16 protein-coding genes and 2 riboswitches are annotated in these 23,663 nt (G+C 47.7%); of the genes, 5 read left to right on the forward strand and 11 right to left on the reverse strand.

Annotated elements, in window-relative coordinates:
- The first annotated feature begins 9 nt into the window (after positions 1–9).
- On the forward strand, positions 10–1,800 hold the full coding sequence (locus ABIE50_RS11350) for a RagB/SusD family nutrient uptake outer membrane protein (protein ID WP_209867314.1): 1,791 nt from the start codon (positions 10–12) through the stop codon (positions 1,798–1,800).
- Between the two features lie 238 nt (positions 1,801–2,038).
- Here ABIE50_RS11350 and ABIE50_RS11355 read toward each other — a convergent pair whose 3' ends face one another.
- The 6 genes from ABIE50_RS11355 to ABIE50_RS11380 all read right to left on the reverse strand — a co-directional run bounded on the left by ABIE50_RS11355 (position 2,039) and on the right by ABIE50_RS11380 (position 11,403).
- On the reverse strand, positions 2,039–3,037 hold the full coding sequence (locus ABIE50_RS11355) for a c-type cytochrome (RefSeq protein ID WP_209867313.1): 999 nt from the start codon (positions 3,035–3,037) through the stop codon (positions 2,039–2,041).
- Between the two features lie 24 nt (positions 3,038–3,061).
- A complete protein-coding gene (locus tag ABIE50_RS11360; RefSeq protein ID WP_209867311.1) occupies positions 3,062–4,504 on the reverse strand; it encodes an aryl-sulfate sulfotransferase in 1,443 nt (480 codons plus the stop codon).
- 35 nt (positions 4,505–4,539) lie between these two features.
- Positions 4,540–6,069 (reverse strand): RagB/SusD family nutrient uptake outer membrane protein, encoded by a 1,530-nt coding sequence (locus ABIE50_RS11365; protein ID WP_209867309.1) that lies wholly within the window; start codon positions 6,067–6,069, stop codon positions 4,540–4,542.
- Between the two features lie 19 nt (positions 6,070–6,088).
- The gene (locus ABIE50_RS11370) at positions 6,089–9,436 is read right to left on the reverse strand and encodes a TonB-dependent receptor (RefSeq protein WP_209867307.1); all 3,348 of its coding nucleotides are present in this window, start codon (positions 9,434–9,436) and stop codon (positions 6,089–6,091) included.
- A 122-nt stretch (positions 9,437–9,558) separates the two neighbouring features.
- Positions 9,559–10,755 carry a FecR family protein gene (locus tag ABIE50_RS11375; protein ID WP_209867305.1) on the reverse strand — a complete coding sequence of 399 codons (1,197 nt, stop codon included), beginning with the start codon at positions 10,753–10,755 and terminating at the stop codon, positions 9,559–9,561.
- Between the two features lie 51 nt (positions 10,756–10,806).
- Positions 10,807–11,403 (reverse strand): RNA polymerase sigma factor, encoded by a 597-nt coding sequence (locus ABIE50_RS11380; protein WP_209867303.1) that lies wholly within the window; start codon positions 11,401–11,403, stop codon positions 10,807–10,809.
- 202 nt (positions 11,404–11,605) lie between these two features.
- Between ABIE50_RS11380 and ABIE50_RS11385 the strand changes: the two genes are divergently transcribed.
- Both ABIE50_RS11385 and ABIE50_RS11390 read left to right on the forward strand, forming a co-directional pair.
- Positions 11,606–12,163, forward strand: a complete 558-nt coding sequence (locus ABIE50_RS11385) for a helix-turn-helix domain-containing protein (RefSeq protein ID WP_209867496.1) — start codon at positions 11,606–11,608, stop codon at positions 12,161–12,163.
- Entirely contained in the window at positions 12,058–12,975 is a 918-nt protein-coding gene (locus ABIE50_RS11390) for an IS3 family transposase (RefSeq protein WP_209867494.1), read from the forward strand. Before ABIE50_RS11385 ends, ABIE50_RS11390 begins: the two co-directional genes overlap by 106 nt.
- A 130-nt stretch (positions 12,976–13,105) precedes the next feature.
- Here ABIE50_RS11390 and ABIE50_RS11395 read toward each other — a convergent pair whose 3' ends face one another.
- The gene (locus ABIE50_RS11395) at positions 13,106–13,978 is read right to left on the reverse strand and encodes an SDR family oxidoreductase (RefSeq protein WP_209861540.1); all 873 of its coding nucleotides are present in this window, start codon (positions 13,976–13,978) and stop codon (positions 13,106–13,108) included.
- A 180-nt stretch (positions 13,979–14,158) separates the two neighbouring features.
- Positions 14,159–14,361, forward strand: a riboswitch (cobalamin riboswitch).
- A 204-nt stretch (positions 14,362–14,565) separates the two neighbouring features.
- Between ABIE50_RS11395 and metE the strand changes: the two genes are divergently transcribed.
- Positions 14,566–16,863, forward strand: a complete 2,298-nt coding sequence (gene metE, locus ABIE50_RS11400; protein WP_209861538.1) for a 5-methyltetrahydropteroyltriglutamate--homocysteine S-methyltransferase — start codon at positions 14,566–14,568, stop codon at positions 16,861–16,863.
- A gap of 253 nt (positions 16,864–17,116) precedes the next feature.
- On the opposite strand, the gene ABIE50_RS11405 is transcribed toward metE, so the two are convergent.
- The 4 genes from ABIE50_RS11405 to ABIE50_RS11420 form a co-directional block, all read right to left on the reverse strand.
- Complete coding sequence (locus ABIE50_RS11405) at positions 17,117–18,058, reverse strand: hypothetical protein (protein ID WP_209861536.1); 942 nt, start codon at positions 18,056–18,058, stop codon at positions 17,117–17,119.
- A 23-nt stretch (positions 18,059–18,081) separates the two neighbouring features.
- Positions 18,082–19,233 carry a DUF5074 domain-containing protein gene (locus ABIE50_RS11410; RefSeq protein ID WP_209861534.1) on the reverse strand — a complete coding sequence of 384 codons (1,152 nt, stop codon included), beginning with the start codon at positions 19,231–19,233 and terminating at the stop codon, positions 18,082–18,084.
- Between the two features lie 10 nt (positions 19,234–19,243).
- On the reverse strand, positions 19,244–21,259 hold the full coding sequence (locus ABIE50_RS11415; RefSeq protein ID WP_209861532.1) for a TonB-dependent receptor: 2,016 nt from the start codon (positions 21,257–21,259) through the stop codon (positions 19,244–19,246).
- A gap of 121 nt (positions 21,260–21,380) precedes the next feature.
- A riboswitch (cobalamin riboswitch) is annotated at positions 21,381–21,588 on the reverse strand.
- A 72-nt stretch (positions 21,589–21,660) separates the two neighbouring features.
- Positions 21,661–22,218 carry a nuclear transport factor 2 family protein gene (locus tag ABIE50_RS11420; protein WP_354027970.1) on the reverse strand — a complete coding sequence of 186 codons (558 nt, stop codon included), beginning with the start codon at positions 22,216–22,218 and terminating at the stop codon, positions 21,661–21,663.
- A gap of 80 nt (positions 22,219–22,298) precedes the next feature.
- On the opposite strand from ABIE50_RS11420, the gene ABIE50_RS11425 reads away from it, so the two are divergent.
- A complete protein-coding gene (locus ABIE50_RS11425) occupies positions 22,299–23,603 on the forward strand; it encodes a spondin domain-containing protein (RefSeq protein ID WP_209861531.1) in 1,305 nt (434 codons plus the stop codon).
- Positions 23,604–23,663: the final 60 nt, after the last annotated feature.

Here is a 23,663-nt window from a genome sequence, read left to right on the forward strand (position 1 = left end):
TCTAAAGGGATGAAAAAAATAACTGTAAAATATACCTTGCTGGCAGTGATCCTGGTAATAGTGGCTGGCTGTAAAAAAGGCTTTCTCGACCAGGTGCCGGATGACCGTATCACCATTGAAGAGATTTTTTCCAGGAAGAGAACAACCGAGGAGTATCTTGCCAATGTATATTCCTATGTAAGAGATGAAAGTAACCAGTGGCAAAGTAATCCATGGACGGGCGCTTCCGACGAGGCGGACATGACCTGGGCCAGGAGCGGCTACAATTCTTACTTTATGAACATCGGCAGCTGGGACCCTACTTCCGGTTTCTTTGACTTCTGGATGGATTATTACAAAGGCATCCGCTCTGCTACTTACTTTATGGAGAATGCCGATAAATGTAAAGAAATACTCGGTCAGCCCGGCGGTGCAGATATCATTAAGCGATATAAAGCGGAGGCACGCTTTCTCCGTGCTTATTTTTATTTTGGATTGCTGCGGCAGTATGGTCCCGTGCCATTACTGGGTGAAAGTATACTGGCGCCGGATGTGCCGTTTGATGAAACACAGATTCCACGCAGCAGTTATGATGAATGCGTGAATTTTATTGCTTCGGAACTGGACCGCGCAGGGCAGGATCTGCCCCTGCAACAATCCGATGAACTGGAATACGGCCGTATTACCAAACCCGTGGCAATGGCCGTAAAGGCAAGAATGCTGCTATATGCAGCCAGCCCGCAGTTCAATGGCAATGCAGATTACGCCAGTTTCAACAACCAGGACGGCAAACCATTGGTGAGCACTACCTATGATGTGAATAAATGGCAAAAAGCCGCGGACGCCGCCAAGGCAGTTATTGACCTCAACCTGTTCCAGCTTTACAAAGTAAATGACGCCAGCGGGGCTTATGATCCGTTTACTTCCTGCCGCGATGCGATTATGTCGCCCTGGAATAAGGAGGTGATCTTCGCGCGGGCTGGTAATGGTGTGGATCAATGGGAGGTACACTGTTCCCCGCGCTTTGCCGGTGGCTGGAGCGGCGTTGCGGCTACGCAGCAAATGGTGGATGCGTTTTTTATGGAGAATGGGAAAGCGATTGACGAAACGGGATCAGGATATGTGTCTTCCGGATTTTCCACCGCCGATACCCGCTATACTACTGCCGGAACTTATAACATGTATGTGGGGAGGGAGCCACGGTTTTATGTATGTATTACCTATAACGGTATGACCTGGTTTAACAAAAGTGAAGGAGAGAAGAAAGTAGAGTTGTTCAATACCGGCAATACAGGTAAGAGAGGTACCTACGATTATTCCCGCACCGGTTACCTGGTTCGCAAAAACTATCATCCCGACACATATCCCCGCCTGAGCCGTTATGTATACCGCCCGTTTGTATTGTTCCGGCTTGCTGAAATGTATCTCAATTATGCGGAGGCTTTAAATGAGTCACAGCCAGGAAATGCGGACATCCTGAAATATGTGAATGCCATCCGTGAGCGTGCAGGTATTCCCGCCTTACCAGGAGGCTTACCGCAGGCAGAAATGAGAGCGCGCATCCGTCGTGAGCGCCAGGTAGAGCTGGCGTTTGAGTGTCACCGCTACTTTGATACCCGTCGCTGGAAAATTGCAGAACAAACGGATGGTGGTCCCTTCTACGGAATGGATGTAGATGCCGGCACCAGCTTAACTGATCTTTCTTTTTATAAGAAAACTGTATTTGAAACAAGGGTATTTCAGAAGAAGCACTACCTGTTCCCGATTCCCCAGTCTGAAATAGACAGGAATAAAAAGCTGGTGCAAAACCCGGGCTGGTAAAGCGGATTTGATCGCCTTCGGCGATGGGAAATTGTCTTGGAGCAGGATTACGCTGATTATACTGATTAGTCTGATTTTTATTCTTTGGATTTTTTAAAAGATTTGGGGAGATAAAAGCGCATATACTCGCTCTCATCTCCCCAAATCTTTAAAATCAAAAAAATCCAATCCAATAAATCAGTATAATCAGCGTAATCCTGCTCCAAGACAATTTCCCATCGCCGAAGGCGATCCTCCGCTAATAGATCGGCTTTAACCCTTTCGCTTTCCAGTAGTCGATAATGGGTTGGTAGGGGCCGAATTTGTGCTGCGCTACAGAAAAGGTGTCTGCGAAGGGGCCGTGATCATAATCAATAGCCTTTTCAGCGATATGCGGATAGTCGAAGCTTTTTGGGTCAGGCCGGGAGTGGATCCTGTCATTGTTTACAAATGCGGCTATGTCCATTGCTTCCTGATCGGAGAGGAAGGGTTTGCCGGGAGTTACTTTATCATAAGGCATGTTGTTTTTCAGCCATTCTGCCTGTTTAATGACACGGTGCATGCTGGAACCCGGCTGGTAGGCGGTATTGCCCCACAGCGGCGGATATACATAAGTGCTTTTATCTGCAGTCCATTGTCCTTCTCCGTTGGGACCGTGGCAGCGGGCACAGTTGGTTTGATAGAGCACCTGTCCTTTTTCAGGATTGGCGGCTATATCGGGGAAAGTAAGATGCAGGTTTTTGGCGCCTTTAAAAGGTTTGTTTTTAGGCACAAAGGTGCTGATCCATTTGAAGTAGGAAAGAAATGCTACCATCTCTTTGCCGTCGAGCGGCAGGGGCTTGCCGTTATGCGGCCGCATAACGCAGTTGTTGACCCTTTCCGCCAGCGTAAGCACTTTGCCTTCCCTGCCACGGTATTGCGGGTAGTTGTCGTGCGACGACATCAGGTTAAATGAAAATGCTTTGGTGCCTGCATCCTGGTGACAGTTAGTGCAGTTCATCTTATTGCCGAGATATTTCCCTGCGCTGCCATCGGGACCAATATAACGGGCGGTATTGAGCATCAGTTCCCGGCCGTATTTTACCGATTCGCCAAATTGATCATTTGGTATCAGCGTGGTATCGATGTTGATATAGGAAACGCTATCCGGTTGTACAGGCGCAGTGGCTTTTGTTTCTCCTGTTACGGCTGATCCGCAGGAGGATATCATAGCTATTCCCCAGCAACCAATTCCACAGATCACAATGAAGCTTTTCATGTATAATTTTTTTGTAGTGCACAATTATTGTTCATAGCCTGGCCGGAGGATGTAAGGCGCCAGTTTTTCTGCCGGGATAAATGAAGCCCGGTAAGATGACATGCCGGTTCTCAGCAGCCATAGAAATCTTCCCCCGAAGTTGGTCAGTATTATGGTATTCCTTTTGGTGGCGCATTGCAGCAGGGTAGTATCGCTCACTAAATAACTGCTGCCCATCCGCTCGTTGTAGTTTTCCGGCGGCAGGATGGTATTAATGCGAAGTGTTGCCTGCTTTGTATTCTCATCCAGTTTAAAGGAAAGTGTCCTGGATGTTTTTTTGCTGACGCCGTTATCGAAGAACATCAGTTCGCCATGCTCATTGATATGCAATGCATGCGCCTGGTCAAACAGCGAAGCGGCAGGCAGGTTAAAATCGCCGTTCTTTCCGAATGTCCAGAGGCGTTTACCCGTGCGGGCATCTATCTTCCATATCTGCCCGTTGTTATAAAAAGAAATAAGGTAGTTGCCGTCTGTATCAAACGCGATGCAGTTGGCATGCATCCAGTCTTGTTTTTCTTTTAAGATGTTTTTATCGTTCAGCGGATCCAGCACATCAAACACTGTCCATTTCCATACCTGTTTGCCTTGCCTGTCCAGCACCAGGATACCATCGCCTTTTACGGTATCCTGTTTGCTGCCGCCTTTGCTGCTCAGATCACAGATCCTTTCCTCCACGCAAAGCGTTACAAACTGGTTTGCCTGGTTCACCAGTATTTCATGATGAATGGTTTGTTTAAAGTCCTGCTGCCCTTTTTTTAAATTCGCCAGTGTATCACCTGAAAGAGACAGTTCCATGATCTGGTCGCCATAGCTGGTTTCATAGCCTGGGCCACCCAGCAGGGTAAGAAAAGTGTTGTGCTCCGTAAACCGAGCCACTTTAAAACCGGTGCCGCTTACCTGGTGATACCATACAATATTGCCTTTGGCATTCAGCAGGAAAAGAATCCCCGGATCATCGCGACGGGTAAGCATTACATAGCCTTTCCTGAAAGCGGCAGGCAGCACGGAACTATCGGGGCATACTACGCTGAACATATCTTTCATCCACACCGGTAAACCAAATGTATTGAACGTATAGGTTTTGCTGGGATAAAGATCTTTACCATGTCCGGTTAAAACCCTGTACTCGTAGGCCTTTTCGGGCAACAGGCTGGTGAGCACAATGGTATGGCTGACCCGGTGCTCAGAAAGCGGTGTAACCACGCGTTGCTGTTCCTGTCCTTTTGGCCAGTATTCCACGGCTGCATCTACGGTATCGGTACAGAGGATGACCGTTTTTACCTTGATGGCGTTTTGTCCCTGCGGAAGCAGCGTGATGGAAACAATATCGTTGCCGCCACTGTTCCTGCAGCCGGTCGCAAACAGCAACAACGCTGCCGCCATTGACAGCAATGGCAGCAGGCGTTGTAATTTATTCAATGAGATCATCGATACTGAATAATTTAGAAAAACAGTAACCGCCGTTATTGACGGCGACCATTGTTACTGAGATTTTTGTTAAGATCCGTTTGTGCCTGCGGGTAAGGAAAATATTTATCACGTGCCAGGCTAATGGTCGGTGTTTTTCCTACAGCGGTAAGATATTTATTTACCACGCTTTCATATTTACCCATGCGGATCAGGTCTTGTCTGCGTTTGCATTCAAAGAAGAACTCCCAGCCGCGTTCCTGTAAAATGGCATCCCTTAAACTCTCTTTGGTGAAGGTACCGGCTGCGCCGAGATTGGTGGCATGGGAGCGGTCTTTCACCTGGTTAATAAGCGCGATGGATTCACTGTTGGGGCCATTCAGCTCATTCAGCGCTTCGGCCCTGCACAGCAGGATATCTGCATAGCGGAGAATCGGGAATACGTGGCCATCATAATAAGTAGTAGAGCCGTTGGGATCGGCGAACTTGGTAGTGGCTACATCCGGCATGTAGTAGTACCCATCCGGCGGATTGGTTTGTCCGGGAGGGGCCTGCATGTAGTGTAAGCCATCGGTACCGATATAGTCGGAGTAGAACATTTTCTTACGGTCGTCGGTTGCGCCGAAAGTATTCCAGAAATACCAGGTTAAAGCAAAATACTGCCACCTGTCTGTTACCTGCGGGTTATTGATAGGACCGAAGTGGTTCATGATTTCCACGGCATCTACGAGCGGATCTGCCAGGGCGCTGAAGATACTTTCCTGGCACCATTTATTTTTCTCTGCAAACAGTCCTGCGTAGCTTGGATATAATCCATATCCAAGGGTCATGATCTGTGTGGTGAGGTCCAGCGCTTTTTGCCATTCGTGTTCACGCATATACAATTTACATAACAGCGACAGCGCGGCGCCTTTGGTGGCACGGCCTATATCGTTGCTGCTGTAGATACTGCTGTTTAAATAATCTACAGGAAGATGGGCAGCCGCATATTCCAGGTCGCTGATGATCATCTTATTGATCTCTGCTACCGGTGTGGTGGGTAATGCGGCCTCATAATCAGGTTGTGCGATATTCTTTTCAACGGTTTCTTCTGTGACCACTATCACCGGTCCGAACGCGTCTGTCAGATCCACATAGCCCAGTGCGCGAAGGAAACGCAGCTCAGCGGTGAACTGTTCTTTCTGTGTATCTGTGATGCTGGTCATTTTAGGAATATAATAGAGGGAGATGTTGGCATCTGCCACCAGTTTATACTGGTGCTGCCAGGCAAAAGCCAGGTAGGTATTGGCCGGCGCCCACTGGCAGTCGGACATCAATCCTACGTCGCCGCCCGAACTGGCATGGCCCACATCTGTGGTAAGATCTGAAATGGTGACCTGGAAGCCGGCGTAGTACATCCATGCGTCTGATCTGCCGCTGGGCTGTTTCAGTCTTGAATACACGCCGTTTACAGCGGCTTTGGCATCGCTTAGCGTGAGGAACGCATTGGCATCGGTTAGATAACTGTATACTTTGGGCTCTACCAGTTTCTTGCACGAGCTGGCGCCGAGCAGCAAGGTGGTGAGTGCGATATATGCGTATTTCATTTGTTCCGGAATTTACAGGTTAAAAATTCAATTTAAGACCCGCGGTGAACGTGCGGTAAGCAGGGAAGGCAGTGTAGTCCAGTCCGGACGACAGGTTGGCGTTGCTGCCGCTGCTATTGAGATTGCTGTTCACTTCGGGATCTGATCCTGTATATTTAGTGATGGTGAATAAGTTTTGTACGGACCCGTAAACTTTAATGCCTCTCAGGCTTTTCAGGAAAGTTTTGGCCACCGGGATATTATACCCGAGCATCAGCATTTTGCAGCGCAGGTAGGAGGCATTTTCCACGAAGCGGGAGTTCATTAAACCGCCGTAGGCAATGGCATATCCGTCCCTGGGGATATCGGTGTTCTCGTTGTTGGTGGTCCACCTGTTCAGTGCAGCCTTACCGGGGCCTGATTCCAGCACCAGGCCTGTACCATTATACAGGCTGTAATCCAGTGCGCCCTGGAGGAAGATGTTCAGCTCAAAACCTTTATAGGCAAAGTTGTTACTGATACCATAGATATAATGTGGGTTGGCATGGCCGAGATAGGTACGGTCGTTGGCATCGATAATACCATCGGGCTTACCGGCGGGACCACTGATATCCTTGAATTTTGGATCGCCTGGTTTGGAGTTTGGTTGTGCAGGATGCGCCTCACCGGTTTTTATTACCCCGTCATAAACATAGCCATAGAAAGTGCTGAGCTCACGTCCGGGTTCCAGTTTGGTAAAGTCCATACCACGGCCGCCGTAGAGATTAGCGGTTTGTGTGATCACATATGGCCTGCCGCCAAGATCAAGACAGTTCTGTTTATTGTACGCAATATTCACGGTGGTGTTCCAGGTGAATGCGTGATTGATGATATTTTCTGTAGTAACAGATAATTCCACCCCTTTATTTTCAATGCTGCCGGCATTAACAGTTTGCACGGCAAAACCGTTCCAGTCGCCGATAGGCATATCAAAGATCAGCCTGTTGGTTTTTTTACGGTAGTAATCGATAGTGGCAGAAACCCGGTTGTTGAAAAAGCCCATATCGATGCCCAGGTCCAGCTGTGCGGTGCTTTCCCATTGCAGGTCTTCATTGGGAAGGCGGGTAATTACCGTTCCTCCGTAACTGTCGCTGCCTTCTCCCAGCGATACGTTGGTAGGTCCGAAGAGCGACATATAAATATAATCACCTATCCTGTCGTTACCGGTAACGCCGTAACCACCTCTTACTTTCAGGTTGGAGAAGATATTCAGGTTCTTGATAAAGTCTTCTTCACCTGCTCTCCAGGCGAGGGAGCCGGAGGGGAAAATACCAAAGCGTTTGTTGCCGCCAAATTTTGATGATCCGTCGCGGCGCACGGTTACCGTAGCCAGGTACTTATCTTTCAGTGAGTAATTGATTCTTCCATAGGCAGAAGCCATTTTTGCGGGTATGGTGCTGCTGGTGCTCGACAGCCGCTCGGTGCCTGCTTCCAGGTTGTGGTAAAGGAAGGCATCGGTGCTGAATTTCTGTACCAGGGAATAATGTTTCTGGTATTTATCGGACTGGTAAGATACCCCTGCCACTACATTAAGGGAGTGGATGGTGTTAAATATTTTACGGTAAGTAAAATAGGCTTCTACCAGGTTGCGGGAAACAGCCAGGTCATTTAAACTGGCTTTGCCCTGTACCTTTTCACCATCTACCAGGTCGCGGGGAAGATAGGTGCCTTCTTTGGTGGTGGTATATTCTGTACCGCCGTTCACACGGAAGTTAAAACCATCCAGGATCTGGTAATCTGCATATACGTTAAAATTCACTTTATTCTCGAACCGGTCGTTGGTAGGGGCCATCAGCCATGCCAGCGGGTTATCCCTTCCTTTGAACCGGGCATAGGTGCCGTCGTCGTTGTACACGGGGATGGCCGGTGAGGCGGTGATAACGCCGTACATTACATTGGAAGGCACAATGTTGCCATCATAGGTTTTGAAGTTGGTATAAGCATGTGATGCGTATACGCTGGCTCCTGTTTTAAACCGTTTTGCGAATTGCTTATCGTAATTGAGTCTTACAGAATACCTTTCGAAGGAAGTATTTTTCAGCGCACCATCCTGTTTGAAGTAGCTGCCGGATAATGCTACCCTGTCTTCCGCCGTACCACCGCTTACGCTCAGGTTATGGCTTTGCACAATACCCGGGCGGGTAGCCAGTTTAAACCAGTCGTTATCCCGGCCGCTGGCGAGGTCGGCAGCCGTATAAAACGCCGGTTGTCCTTTTTCGATGGCTTTGGCGTTGGTGACCTGCATATTTTCCAGGCCATTCATTTTATCATATTCCTTCACGATCCTTTGTGTGCCATAGTAGCCATCATACTGGATGGCAGCACGGCCGCTCTTGCCTCTTTTGGTAGTGATCATGACCACACCGTTGGCGCCGCGGGCGCCGTAAATAGCGGTGGAGGAAGCATCTTTAAGGATCTGTATATCGTCGATGTCGTTCGGGTTGATGTCTTTTCCCGTTTCGGAAGGGAAGCCATCTACCACGTATAAGGGCTCGTTGGTGGATTTAATGGAGTTGCCGCCGCGGATGCGCACAATGGTTTGTCCGCCCGGTGCGGCGTTCGACTGGCTCACCTGCACGCCTGCAGCGCGGCCCTGGATGGCCTGTGCAGCATTGCTGGTAACACCGCCCAGGTTCATATCTTCGCTGGAAATGGAGCTGATGGAACCGGTGAGGTCTTTCTTTTTGGTAGTACCATAACCCACTACTACTACATCTGTAAGGTTAGATACTTCTTCAGAAAGCGTTACTTTAAAGCTGATGGTTTTACCGTCAAACTTCACCGACCAGGTTTTAAAGCCCACCATGGAAATTTCCAGTGTTTCCCCGGGGTTGGCATTGATTTTAAAGCTGCCGTCGGTATTGGTAACGGTGCCGAGCTTAGTGCCTTTTACTGTTACTGTGGCGCCGGGCAGGGGCTGGCCTTTATCGGTAGTGACCACGCCATGTATCTCAATGGGTGGCGGCGGCGTGGTAGCCGGCTGCGCTACAGGTTTTGTTTTTACGATGATAGCGCCTCCTTCAATACTATAAGTAAGGGGCTGGTTGCGCATAAAAAGATTCAACGCATCGTTTACAGGCATGTTGCTCACTGTGATATTAGCCCTTCCTGTTTTTTCCAGCAAGGCTTCATCTGCCAGGATATTGAGGCCGGTTTGTTTGTTGATTTCCCGGAATACCTCTTTGGCGGTAGCATTTTTCATCGACAGGTTTACTACCTGGTCCGGCGCTGCGCTCAACTGTGCCGTGGTAGCGAAACATAGCAGGGCCAGGAACTGACCTGCCTTTAGATGTTTGGTCAGACGCCGGTTGCTTTTACACCGGTAACTGGCAATAGTACGTAATTGCATACTTGTGCTGAGTTTTGATTGATAGAATGGTTTGGTTGTGCTATCTTCTTTTACAAGTCATTTGTTACAATGAACATTCCCTTTATACTATACTGGTTGATACAATTGTTCACCTCCAGGCTTTAATCGCCCTGTATAATCAGTTTTTTTCCTTCTAAGCGGTAATTGACATCGTTGGCATTCAGCATTTTTAAAACATTCACCAGGCTGCTGCGGCGGCTGATCATCCCGAAAAATTTCCTGGGTCTGAGCTGGCCTTCATATACGATCTCCACGTCGTACCAATGGGAGAACTGTCGCAGCACAGTGGTCAGATCTGTGCTCTCGAACTGGAAGTAGCCTTCTTTCCAGGCAATTATTTCCGCGGTGTTTACACCGGTTATTTTTTTTACGTTGCCGTTGGGGCTTATCTGCGATTGCTCACCAGGCGCCAGTTGTATACTTCCTTTTCTACTGTTTACCTTCACCGCGCCTTCCAGCAGGGTGGTATTGATAGTGGCTTCATCAGCATAGGAGTTGATATTGAAGCTGGTGCCCAATACATCTACCGTTACCTGGTTTACCAGTACGCGGAAAGGCCGGCGGGCATCGTGTGCAACTTCAAAATACGCTTCCCCATTAAGCTCTATCCGGCGTTCCTCCCCGGCAAAGGTGGCGGGGAAGCGGATAGAAGAAGCGGCATTCAGCCATATTTTGCTGCCATCGGCCAGTACCAGCGGGTATGTTTCCCCCGGGCCGGTGGTGAGCGTGTTATAAATGGGCGTGTTGTTGGTTCCCTGTGTTTTAACATATACCAGTTGCCCGCCCTGGTTATGTACGGCGCTGCTGCCCTGTTGTGCCAGTTGCTGTATACCGGCGCTGTCCAGTACTATTTTTTCCCCGTTAGCCAGGGTGAGCACGGCCTTATGCCCTCCCGGCGTTGCAGCCGGTGTAGCTTTGTTCGTGTTGATAGCTACTGTAGTGGCCACCGGTTGCCGGAAAAGGTATACCGCCGGAATGGTGAGGCCCAGTATTACCACTGCCGCCGCTGCCAGTTTAAACCGGCCATAGTTCCTCCGGCGGGAGAGTGATATTACCGGTGCGCCCTGTATATGCTGTAACAGCTCTTTCCGGACCCTGTCGCCGGGTTCGCCGGAGTAAGAGCCATCACCAGGTTTTACCTGCCGGAATGCCGCCTGCATTTCGTTGAGGAGGGTACGGCCGGAAGCGTCGTCCCGCAGGTAGTCCATCAGCTCAAGGGCTTCCTGGGGACTACAGGTCCGTTGTTGCCAGCGTTGCAGCAATAACCGGTAATATTCATTGTTCTTTCCTGTAGGCATATCTATACTATCCCAAAAAAAGAAGATAGGGTGGTTGGGGGAGAAAAAAAATTACCTGGAGTGATCCAGCAGGAGGCCGGAAACTAAAAGCAGGGGAAGAATACCGTCTGTATTGGTATAAAAGAAGAACTTAATGCTTTTCATGGCCAGCACCATATGTTCTTTTACGGTGTTACGGGAAATGCCCAGTTCTACGGCCACTTCCTCATAGCTTTTGCTTTCTTCCCGGCAAAGCCTGAATACCTTCTGCCGCTGTGGCGGCAGTTGCGCTATGGCCTGGTGCAGTAAAGATTCATATTGTTTCCAGAGCAGCCGGGTATCTGCATCTTCTGTCTGGTGCTGTAATTCCTGCATCACCTGTAAACGGAGGGCTGCATCGGCGCTGATCTTCTTTAAGAGTTTAAACACATGATTCCGGGTAATACGGTACAGGTAACCGCTGAACGATAATTCAGGGTTGATCCGCTCCCTAATCTCCCAAATCTTTATAAACACTTCCTGTAGTGCATCTTCGGCCAGTTCCGGGATATTGATGAAGTGGAGTATATAAGTGTAAAGTGAGGGATAATACTGATCATATAGTGCTATATACGCTTCGGTATCCCCTTGCTGCAGCCTTTGCAGCAGAACAGCTTCTTCATTGCCCACTGGATTCTCGATTTGATGACTAAAATAAACAATTGGCGGATAATTCGCGTAAAAATTTCGCGGAGTTTGTCTGACTCAGGATTAAACTGATTACGCTGATTACGCTGATTTGATTTTGTAATGATTATAAAAGAATTAAGGAGATCTAAGCGAAAGTATGTACTGCCCCCTAAAAGTTAGACACTTTTAGGGGGCATTTTTTATGGATAAACGCAGGAAATACAGTTTTGAGCAAAAATTAGCAATTGTGAGGGCAGTTTGGAATGATCATCAGTCCGTTAGTTCAGTGGCCAGACGTTATGGATGTAGTCGTTTTTGTATCCAACAATGGCTTGAGCATTATCGAATCGCAGGTAAAGCAAGCCTAAAGTTGCAGGTTGGTTTAAAGGTGTACACGAGTAGATTCAGGGTCAAAGTAGTTGAGGAAATTTTAAATAAGCCCTTATCTTTGATGGAGGCCAGCGCTATTTTCGGTATCTCAAGTGCTCCTACCATCTATAACTGGTTATGTATATACAAGCGTGAGGGCCGCCAGGGATTACTAATGGTGGGAAGTGGTCAAAAGAAACAACCCATGAAACGTAAAACATCGAAAGTAGATCAGAACTTAACAACTGAACAACAAGAATTAGCAGCCCTGAAAGCGGAAAATGAATGGCTGCGCACCGAAAATGCGTACCTAAAAAAGTTGGATGCCTTAATGAAGGAAGAACAAGCTCAAAACAAAAAGAAAAAAGAGCAAAAGCCATCAGGGAATTAAGGCGCGATTACAACCAGGATCTGCTTTTAAAAGCAGCAGGGATGGCAAGAAGTACATTTTACTATTATCAGAAAACGCGACAAGACAAAAGAACAAATCTAAAAACTCAAATCCTGCAGATTTATCATCATCATCAAGGCAGATATGGCTATAGACGAATTATGCTGGCTGTAAGAAAACAAGGCATCATTGTTAACCATAAAACTGTACTGCGAATCATGAGAGAATTGGGGATTAAGTCATTGGTAAAAGTAAAGAAGTACAAATCCTATAAAGGGGAACTTGGTAAAATAGCCCCCAATCTGCTACAACGTAATTTTTATGCTGCCAAGCCCAATCAGAAATGGGTAACAGATGTAACGGAGTTTAGTGTAGGAGGGGAAAAATTGTATTTATCACCAATCATGGACTTATATAACGGTGAAATAATCAGCTATACATTGGATAGACATTCCAGAGGTAATCAGACTGTAGAAATGCTAAAGAATGCCTTGACTAAGCTGCCAAAAAAAACAAAATTAATCATTCACTCTGATCAGGGATGGCAATACCAAATGAAGGCCTGGCAACGATTATTTAAGGGCAATAAAATCAGGCAAAGTATGTCTAGAAAAGGGAATTGCCTCGATAATGCAGCTATGGAAGGCTTCTTTTCAATATTGAAGTCAGAGTTGTTTTATCTGAAAAAATATGATTCCATAATTACACTGGAAAAGGATATTCGAGAATATATAGAATATTATAATAATGATAGAATCAAATTAAAACTAAACGGCTTGAGTCCAATACAATATCGAACTCAAGCCGCCTAATCAAAAAAAGTCTAAACTTTGGGGTGCAGTACAAGTATCCGCTTAAATCTCCTCAAATCCTTTAAAATCCAAAGTAATCAATCAGCGTAATCAGCGTAATCAGTTTAATCCTGAGTCAGACAAAATCCGCTTAAGAGAACACCGCTGCATATTCCGCTGCAAAGGAGGCGAAGTTGCGCGCCGGCTTCCCGGTGATTTCCTGCACTGTGGAGGAAACGGCCGCCGCTTCCCCACGGGCGTAGTGGGCATAGTCTTCAATCAGTCCTTCGGCCTGCCAGGCGGGAAAGCCGGCGTGTAAGAGGGCGGGCAGCAGTTCATTTTCAGTAACGTTAATGTACCGGATAGTGCGACCCACCGCCTCAGACAGGATGTTGGCCAGCGCGGTATGAGTAAGTGCTTCCGGTCCGGCGATATCGTATGTTTTGCCTGCATGCCCGTTGCCGGTGAGTGTGGCAGCTGCAACAGCGGCAATGTCGCGGGTGTCTACCAGGCTTACCGGAGCGTTGCCGGCGGTAGCAAAGAATTGATGCTGTGTGTTAATGATCTCCCGGAAGCCCAGCAATCCCTGCATAAATAAATTGGGCCGCAGGAAAGTATATGCCATACCGGAACGGTGGATCTTTTCCTCCACAACGGCATGATACCGCAGGAAACGCACCGGCGAATGCACGCTGGCATGCAGCTGGGAAAGTTTCACGATATGTGGCAACCCGCTTTTAACAGCGGCGGTTACAAAATTGCTTTGCAGTGTTTCCGCTTCTTCAGAAGAGTTAGTGAGCAGGAAGGCTTTTTCCATACCCTGCAGGGCATGAGCCAAACTGCCTGCATCGTTAAAATCGCCGGTCACTATTTCTGCACCGGGCAATGCAGCAATGATGCCTGCGTTATTGTCTGCCTTCCGTACCATGGCGCGGAAAGGAATGCCCTGTGAAGATAAATGTTTGGCCAATGTAGTACCAATATGCCCGGTAGCACCGGTGATCAGGATGTTTGCCTGTTTCATAGCTGTATGTTTTTTTTCTGATGTAAAATTCCGTTTTCCGGCAGGCAGGAAATTGTAAGAAAACGAAGCGGAGTTTGTCGGACTCAGGCTAATCATCTTAATCATCATCATCCTGAGTCAGACAACCGGGACAGAAGTTGCCGGGATTTACTATCTTCGCCCCCGGTTCTTTATGTATTACTCATCGAAGCAAATAATGGTTCCCGCTGAAAAGCGGGATTAAAAGGGAACTGTGTGCAAATCACAGGCTGTCCCGCAACTGTAAGCTTCCGGCAGTGTTTATGCACTGCAGCTGGTAAATAGTATGCCACTGTTCCGCAGGGAATGGGAAGGTGTTTACCGGTGGAACAAGCCAGGAGACCTGCCTTTATTTCACTTTGACAATGCTTTCGGGGATTGAAGCGTGTCAGGTTTCGGTACAGGTAATTTACACAGAACAGGCAACGTGCATGATATAATTATGCATGATGATGCACTTGTTCCGGTAAATGTGCCATACCTTCTCCTTCCCGTATAATATCTTCCAAAAACATTGCTGTACTATATAAGAGCGTGAACATCATGTATCACCTTTTAAACAATCAGTAATGATTATCCACAACTTAGGCTATCCGAGGATAGGTAGCCAGCGTGAATTGAAGAAAGCCTGCGAAAGCTACTGGGCAGGCAAAATTACCCTTGATGAATTACAGGCAGTGGCCCGTGCCATCCGTTTGCAACACTGGGAATTGCAGCAGCAGAAAGGGATAGACCGGATTCCCTGTAACGATTTTTCCTATTACGACCAGGTGCTTGATACCTCTCTTATGGTAGGCGCCATACCAGCCCGTTATGCGCCATTGCAGGAAAAAAAGATCCATGAAACGGACCTGCTGTTCGCTATGGCGCGCGGTTACCAGCGCGATGGGGATGATATCACCGCTATGGAAATGACAAAATGGTTTGATACCAATTATCATTATATCGTTCCGGAATTTGCGGCCAACCAGTCATTTCACTTTTTCTCCCGTAAAGTGATCGATCAGTTCCTCGAAGCAAAAAAGGATAACTATGCAGCAAAACCAGTGATCCTGGGTCCTGTATCATTCCTGTTGCTGGGTAAGGAGAAATCAGCCGGCTTTCATCGTTTATCACTGATCGGTAAATTGCTGCCGGTATACATGGATGTGCTGGCGCAGCTTATCAAAGCCGGTGCTGACATGGTACAGCTAGATGAGCCCTGCCTCTCGCTGGACCTCGACGAAACGGCGCTGCAGATATTTTCAGATACTTACGCTCAGCTTCATGCGGCATTTCCCCGGTTGCATATTTTCCTGGCCTCTTATTTTGAATGCTACGGGAAGAACCTGCCGGTAGTTTTGTCGCTGCCTGTGCAAACACTGCACCTCGACCTGGTTCGCTGTCCTTCCCAGCTGGATGATATCCTGGCAACATCCGTTGCGGATACTTCTTTACGGCTCTCACTGGGGATAGTGGATGGCAGGAATATCTGGAAGAATAATTATGAAAGATCTTTACAGCAGATACAAAAAGCAGTAAGCACACTGGGAGAAGAACGTATAGCCATTGCTCCTTCCTGCTCATTGCTGCATGTGCCCTGCGACCTGGACAATGAAACCAGCATTTCTCCCGAAATTAAGAACTGGATGGCCTTTGCCAAACAGAAGCTGCAGGAACTGAAAGACCTGCGTGATATCATGAACGGCAACACCGCTTTGCTGGATACCAACAAAGCTGCCATCCACAGCAGGGCTACTTCGCCGCTGATCCACCGGGAGGAAGTGAAAAGCAGGATAGCGGCGTTCACTGCCGCCGATGCACGCAGGAAGAGCGCCTTCCCCGTACGTCAGCATATCCAGCAGGAACAATTCAAATTGCCATTGTTCCCTACCACTACCATCGGCTCTTTCCCTCAAACAGATGATATCAGGCAGCTAAGGGCGCGCCTGAAAAAGGGAGAGCTTACCACTGTACAATATGAAGCAGCCATTGAAAAGGCTACTATTGAAGTGATCCGCTGGCAGGAGGAAATAGGCCTGGATGTATTGGTGCATGGCGAGTTTGAACGCAACGATATGGTGGAATATTTTGGAGAACAACTGCAGGGGTTCCTGTTCACCAAAAATGGCTGGGTACAAAGCTACGGCAGCCGTTGTGTAAAGCCGCCGGTTATTTTTGGAGATGTAAGCCGCCCGGCAGATATGACCGTTCGCTGGAGCAGCTTTGCACAGGCCCATACCGGAAAGCTGATGAAAGGAATGCTCACCGGTCCCGTTACTATTTTACAATGGTCGTTTGTGCGCGATGATCAGCCCCGTTCTGTTACGGCCAACCAGATCGCATGGGCGATCCGAGACGAGGTGGTGGCACTGGAGCAGGCAGGCATTAAAGTGATACAGATCGATGAACCGGCTATCCGCGAAGGATTACCTCTGCGTAAGGAAAATCACGCTGCTTACCTGGAGTGGGCAGTACAGGCGTTCCGTATTTCTGCCAGCGGCGTGAAAGACGAAACGCAGATCCATACGCATATGTGCTACAGCGAATTCAATGATATCATTGAGCATATTGCAGCAATGGATGCAGATGTAATTACCATTGAAACTTCCCGTTCACAAATGGAATTACTGGATGCCTTTGCTGATTTTAAATATCCTAACGAGATAGGCCCCGGCGTATACGATATCCATTCTCCCCGGCAGCCATCTGCGGAGGAAATGATTACATTGCTGGAAAAAGCCGCTGTTACGCTGCCGGTAAGGAACCTGTGGGTAAATCCTGATTGCGGGCTGAAAACCCGCAAATGGCCGGAAACAAAAGCAGCTTTGGCAAATATGGTACGTGCAGCGGAAGTAATGAGAACAAGAGCCGCTTCGGCAAAATAGATTTTAACTGGCCTATTCCAACTGGTACTATTGTGGAATTGATCGGTAAAATAACAGAAGTGGGAATACCAGCGTGAAAGTGCTGGTAGAAATTTATATTGAGGAGATGTATTCCGATTCCCGGGAAAAGGCTATCACAGGAACTTTCAGCCTGGCGGCCATTGGTGATGATAAATTGCCGGTAAGCGTGAAATAGTCAAAAGGTAAAGGGTGATCCGGGTTAACGGATCACCCTTTTTATATTCATCGGATATTATTGCAGGTTAAGGTCTTTTACTCCAAGAACTTCCGTAGAGATCTCTCCCAGCCACCCGGCTTCTGCGCGGATTGCCGTTTGTACCTTGATAAAGTTGATCCCTTTGAGCTTTACGGGGCTGCCGTTTTTATCTACAGCCCAGTCCAGTTTTATTTTTGCGTCGGTATCTTCATTCGCGTGGTTATCGGCATAACCCCATGAGAAAGCAGGTGAAACGTAATATGGCGAGAACGGATCGCCGGAGGTATTTTTGATATTGCTATCCGTAAGCTTAGTGCCGGTGAAAGTGATGCTATCGCCCTTCCACTGCGGGTAATAAGATTGATCGTGGAATACATTCCTGGCCAGGTAACCGCTGTCACCCTTGTTATCTTTCCAACGGATATACTCCGTATCGCTGGTATACGGATCATCGGGGTTGGTTACCCTGTCTTTTGCTTCGTTGGGTCTATAATAAGTGACCTGGTAGTTCCTGATAGTTTTGGAACTATTGTATTCAGAACCGGCAATTTCATACCATTCATCATCAGGTAAGCCATTCTTATTGGCATCAACTGATACGGAGATAACGCCCGGTTCTGCGAACTGGTTAAAGGCATTGCCCAATACAACAAAGGAATATTCACCGGGCACATTTTTGATGGTGTGGTCAAATCCCATCACTACATAACCACCAAATCCTCCCAGTGAGATCATTTGTTCTTTTCCTAAAGCTGCCAGGGCATAATCGGCCATCTCTTTATCGGAGTCGCCTGTTTTCCAGGCAGGCAGTTCGTTGGTGAACTGACCGGGTGCAGGGAAATATTCAAAGACTTTGGTCACTTTATTCAGGAAAGGACCGGTAGGCTCCGGGTCTTCGATGATCTCTTTTTTGTCTTTGGAGCAACTGCCCAGTATCACTGCGAGAAGCAGTACAGCGGGTAAAAATTTACGTTTCATTGTATAGTTTTAGTTGGTTATAATTATCTGGTACCGGAAACAAAGGCAATATGGGCAGGTATTTCACCGGTGGTAACTGACCATTTCTTTTTTCCCGCAGGAGAAAAGCAGTAAAGAACGCCGGAAGACACATAGTCTTTCGCATCTGTCAGGAAAATTTCCCTGGTAGCCGGGTTTACCCCGATGCCGTAAGGCATGCGGATAGTTTTATCTGTGCCATCTGTAATGAAATTGGTGTTCAGTACGGTTTCTGTTTTTACATTCACCATGTTATAGGTGATGGTCCATTTGCCGGTATTATAGCTGAAAACGGAGCCATATACATAAGCTGTATCGCCGGAAATCCACAGGTTACTCACCGGGATATCAAACTGTTTTTTTACCGCATCTGTTTTGGTATCTATTAAAAAAAGACGGGAAGGTATATTGTAGTAGTCACCTCTTGAAGTAACATAGATATCCCCATCGGTGTCTGCCTTGAGACGGTCGAGGTTAATAGCAACATCAATCTTTTTTATCTCCCTAAAAGTATTTAAATCTATAACTGATACCGTGCGGTCGTAGTTGGGTACACGGTATCCGCCGGAATTGGCCACATACAGCTTATTGCCTACTACTGCCATTTCTTCCGGCTGATAGCCAACAATTACCTTGCGTGTGATTTCCAGGGTAGCGGTATCTATTTCCGCTACAAAGCCGATAGGCGCGTTGGGCTCTATCAGCACAGGGCCCGCATAGGAGCTCACATATGCTTTACCGTTAGCAAAGGTGATATAACGGCAGTTGAGGATATTGATCTGTTTGATCCGTTTGGTGCTTGCTGCATCCATCACTTCCACCTTATTGGAAATATTGATCACCGCATAGAGTTTTGAGCCGTATATGGTCAGGTCATTGCCCACATCCCCCAGTTCTTTCACTGCTGCAGGATTGGCGGTAGCATAGATATTGCTTTTGTAGATGCCGGTGGTATAATCATAATAATCCAGGGTGGATTTGTTACTTCCCATATTGCCTTCATTCAGGAGATAAAAGCCATTGTAAGCGGATCCAGGCTTTGCAGTATCCACCGGTGTTACTTCCGGCGGAACAATTCTGTCGCCTTTCCGGCAGCCGGTGAGGGCCAGTCCTGCGAGGATGATCACTGATATTATATTCCTTAACTGTTTCATCATGGTAGATGCATTAAATGTTTACGGTTAAAATGAAGCGGTAATTTCTTCCCGGCATGGGGTAGCTGATCACCACTTCATAAAACTGGTTGGCGAGGTTATTCACCTGCGCGGTTACATGAAAGCGTGTGTGCTTACAGGTGAATTGCCTGCCCAGTGAAATATCGCTGGTATACCAGGGCTCCACGTAATTCTTTGGTTTATTTTCCTTGCTATTATATCTTTCCCCGGTGTAGATGAAGCTGTAATTGGCTTCCCATTGTTTATAATCGGCGCCCAGTATGAGGGAGCCGCTATGGCGGGGAATATAAACGATCTGGTCGCCGTAGAAACTATCCGATGGATCGGTGAAGTCCTGCGCACGTTGATAGGTATAAGTAAGCTTTGTGCTGAATTGAATTTGTTTTTTTATCAGCCAGATGGCTTTGGCTTTTACATCCAGCCCTTTTATTTTTACAAATCCCAGGTTCTCCATCTGCCAGCTTAGCATGCTGGCGCCGGGAACGGCTACTATCTTATCTTTCACCTCGTTATAGTAAGCATCTGTTTCTATACCTGCCTGTGTGATCCAGCTGTTGGTAAAGGTTTTGTTCCAGGTAAACCCTGCATCGTATTGTGTGGCAAATTCCGGTTCCAGGAAGCGGTTGCCTATTTCTGTATAATACAGGTCGTTGAATGTGGGCATGCGGAAGATGCGCTTATAAAATCCACGCAGCCTGAAATCCGCTGAGCGCGTGGGTTGCCAGGAAACAAATACAGCGGGTGTGAATTGCTGTTGGTAAGGAGCTGCTGCATTTTTCTTTACGGTTTCATTCACAAAGGTGCCCAGTATGCTGGCCTGTGCGCTGAACCGGTTGAAGCTGATATTGGTAGCAACGGCAGCTAGGGTGGTGTACCGGGTAGGATAGCTGAAATTTGTAAGATCGGCATCCAGCCGGTTCCACTGGAAATCGCCGGAAGCGGCAATGGTCCACCAGTTGGTGAGGGCATACTGGTGCGCCATGGAAAAATACATTTCATACTGCCGGTAATGATTGTCGATATAGAGACGGGCGGTATCCGGGGCCAGGAACCGCGTATAGTCGTACGCGTATTTCCCGTTCAGCAGGATGCTGTAACGTTTGGTAATATCTTTCCGGAAGCTGGATTGTATAAAGATATTCTGATCCCATTGCCGGTCTACATGCCCGAATACGCCGTTTACAATAAAGCCTGGCAGGCCGCGTTCCGATTGGTAATAGTATACTTTTGTGTTCCATTCCCCTCCATTCAGCAGGCCGTTAAAACCGCCTTCCACCCGAACGGCATTCACATCGCCGTTTGTACGGTAAGCGCTGGTATCATATACAAGGTGCCCGTTATCGTCGCGTTTCTGGTAGGAGAATTTATACCTTCCGGTAGCATTGATCCATTCGGTGCTGAAAGAGGCAGACACTTTGCTGCTGATCTTTTGCTGCCATAAGAGGGAGGGATTAAACAGGCCGAAAGAACCGGTTTTTATAGTGCCCCTGAGATGTGTTTTTTCGTTTGCTGTGAATTTAGGTTTGAGAGAAGTGAGATAGATGGCGCCGGCTGATCCGAAGTCTTTTGCCGGCTGGAAGATATTGCTCTTTTGCCCGTTGTAGAGGGCGATTTCTTCCATGTTATCCAGCGAAAACTTTCCAAGGTCTACCTGCCCGTTCTGCGCATTGCCCAGTTGTATGCCATCATAGAATACGCCTACCTGGTTAGTACCCATGCTGCGGATATCAACGGTTTTAAGCCCGCCTATACCGCCATAGTCCTTCACCTGCAGACCGGCAAAAAAACGGATAGCATCCGCTACGGAGTGGCTGCCCAGCCGCTCCAGTTCCTTTGCCTGCATTTTCTGCCCGGGGCTTACTTCCCTGGCAGTCCGTGCTGCGGTTACGGATACCTCCCGGAGCTTTTTGGCGGCTACAGTGTCGGCCTGCTGCGCGTACGCACCAACTCCTCCGCAGAGCAATACCAGCAACATTGCGGCGCCCGCATGTTTTTTGAAACGCATCATTCCCAAGCCTGTTAATATTCCATCAACAGCTTTCGCACTAAGAAAAATAAATCTGGAAAGAGACAAGTACAGGCAATGCCTGCAGATTGAATGTATTCCCAAGCTTCATTCCACGAAAGCTTAAAAAAATAGTGGTATGGCAGGTATTCTGACTTATCTCTGCTTTGGGCGACCTTCCCATTGAATGTTCAACAGTGGTCTGACTGGCGATGCCCTGGCATTGTATGAGACTTACAGCAGCGGGACTGTCCGGGATTTTCACCCGAGTTCCCTTTTAATCAGGCATTATCCGGGATGGACATGCCTGAACCATAGCGGGGCAAAAGTAGGTTATTATTTGGTCGATTCAAAAAACGGGTTGGATAAGTCATTCCGGGACGGGAAATACCCGCATTAACAAATTATTTGGCAGCTGCTTCCTCACAGTTGTCTTTGCGCCGGGTATCTATCAGGTATTGTATTTTCCACCCATCAGGGAACTTCACCATTTGAAAGGAGTCTACCCCGCAATGTGAAAACTGTCCCTTGAAATAGAAGTGGTAAGGCACCCATACAGAGGCCAGGCGCCCGTCCAGCAGGAGGGAGCCAAAAACAATACGCTCGTCGGCGGCGTTGGCTGGCAGTTTGGCAATATGCGATGCAAATTCAGAAACAGGCATGGTATGCACTGTTTCATTGCCGGCTTTATCTTCCGTCACCGACTGCAATTGCGCGCCCGGTGCGAAACAGCCGGCAATCCCGGCGCTGTCTGCATGAAGCATGGCCGTGAATAGCCGCTGGATAGTGGCTTTTATAGCGTCTTCCTGTGTTTGGGCATGCAGGGAAGTGCCTATGCTGAGCAGTATAAGGCTGAATATAACAGGTCGCATTTTTTCTTTGTAATATACTGATTTTACAGGCGATAACCGGTGCTCCTCCTTTCCCCCGGGGAAGGCCGCGACGGGAAATATAGTCAACATACCGGGAAATGCAGATACCTCCACCCATTACCACCGGCCTACCTTTACCGATATTAGTTCAAATAGTTAAAACATTGCTTATGAACCGCAACAAATCGGCCTGGTTATCTATAGCGACATTGCCTCTCTTTATTGCAGCCTGCAGTAAGGATAATGATAATGCGCCGCAAACAGGCACACCTGCAACTATCACTGTAGAGAATGTATTAGATGCAAAACCGCTGGTGGAGTCCGGGACCTTTAAAAATGAGGGCGCCTCGCCTGTGATCATGCCTGGTGAATCCATCTCTTTCCGGTTTTCAGCAGCAAAAGGGCAAGCCCTCTCTTTTGCTACTATGTACGGTTGGTCAAATGACCTGTTCTTTGCACCGGCCAACCCGGGGATAAAATTATATGAAGACAATGGCACGCCGATAGAAGGGGATGTTTCCGCCCAGGTAAAACTGTGGGATAATGGCACACGTATTAACCAGGTGCCCGGCGCCGCTGTTACACACCCCGGCACCGGCGAAACGGCTCCGAAGAATATTACAGAAGTGGCCGGAATGGATGCCCAGGGAAACAGCTATGCCGCGGCATCTGCCCTGATGAAAGCAACGCTTCACTATGAGGGTAATTCCACCTTTACGTTAACGATAAAGAATACTTCCGGGGGCAGTTCCAATCCAACGCCATTCAGCCCGGGCGTATGGGCCATTTCATACATCGCCGGGGGAAACCTGTTAAATCCCAATCCATTATTTGAAGCAGGTAAACCTACTGCAAACGGGTTGACAAACATTGCCGAAATGGGCGATAACAGTATTCTTGGCGAATATATTAAAGGGCAAACAGGCATTTTTACACCCCTTTCACCGGTATTGGTAGTGGTGTATAACGGTATCGATAATCCCATTTATAAAATTGGAGAGAATGACCGTGGTAAAGGATTAAAGGAACTGGCGCAGAAAGGAGATGCCAGCGGACTCGCGGCATATCTTAAAACCGTAAGTGGTGTAAAGGAGGTCTATATATTACCGGCAGCTAATTCTACCGTATTGTTGCCAAAAGCAGGCGGTCAGGCAGGCAGCAGTGTTTCGCAGCAACTGAAAGTAGCTAAAGGCGACAGAATAGCCATTGCTACTATGTATGGGTTCTCTAACGACTGGTTCTTCGCTTCAAAAGATAACGGCGTTGATGCAACTCAGAAAGGTGATATATCTTCTTCTGTTGCGCTTTACGATGATGGCACTGCCGTGAATCAATTCCCCGGAGCAGGCATTACACAATTTAACCTGGCAGGCACCCCGCTGGAAGAAAGCAAGGTAATTGAAGAAGTGCCCAATCCCAATGCTTTCACCACATTGCCTGCAATCACCGGTATCATAAAAGTAACGCTTCAATAATCCTTTAATATTTCCGCCGGCAAAGAAATTGGCGTAGTAAATTTTATTAACAGTAAAGAA

Origin of the sequence: Chitinophaga sp. OAE865, assembly GCF_040546735.1 — a bacterium.
GTDB lineage: Bacteria > Bacteroidota > Bacteroidia > Chitinophagales > Chitinophagaceae > Chitinophaga > Chitinophaga polysaccharea_A.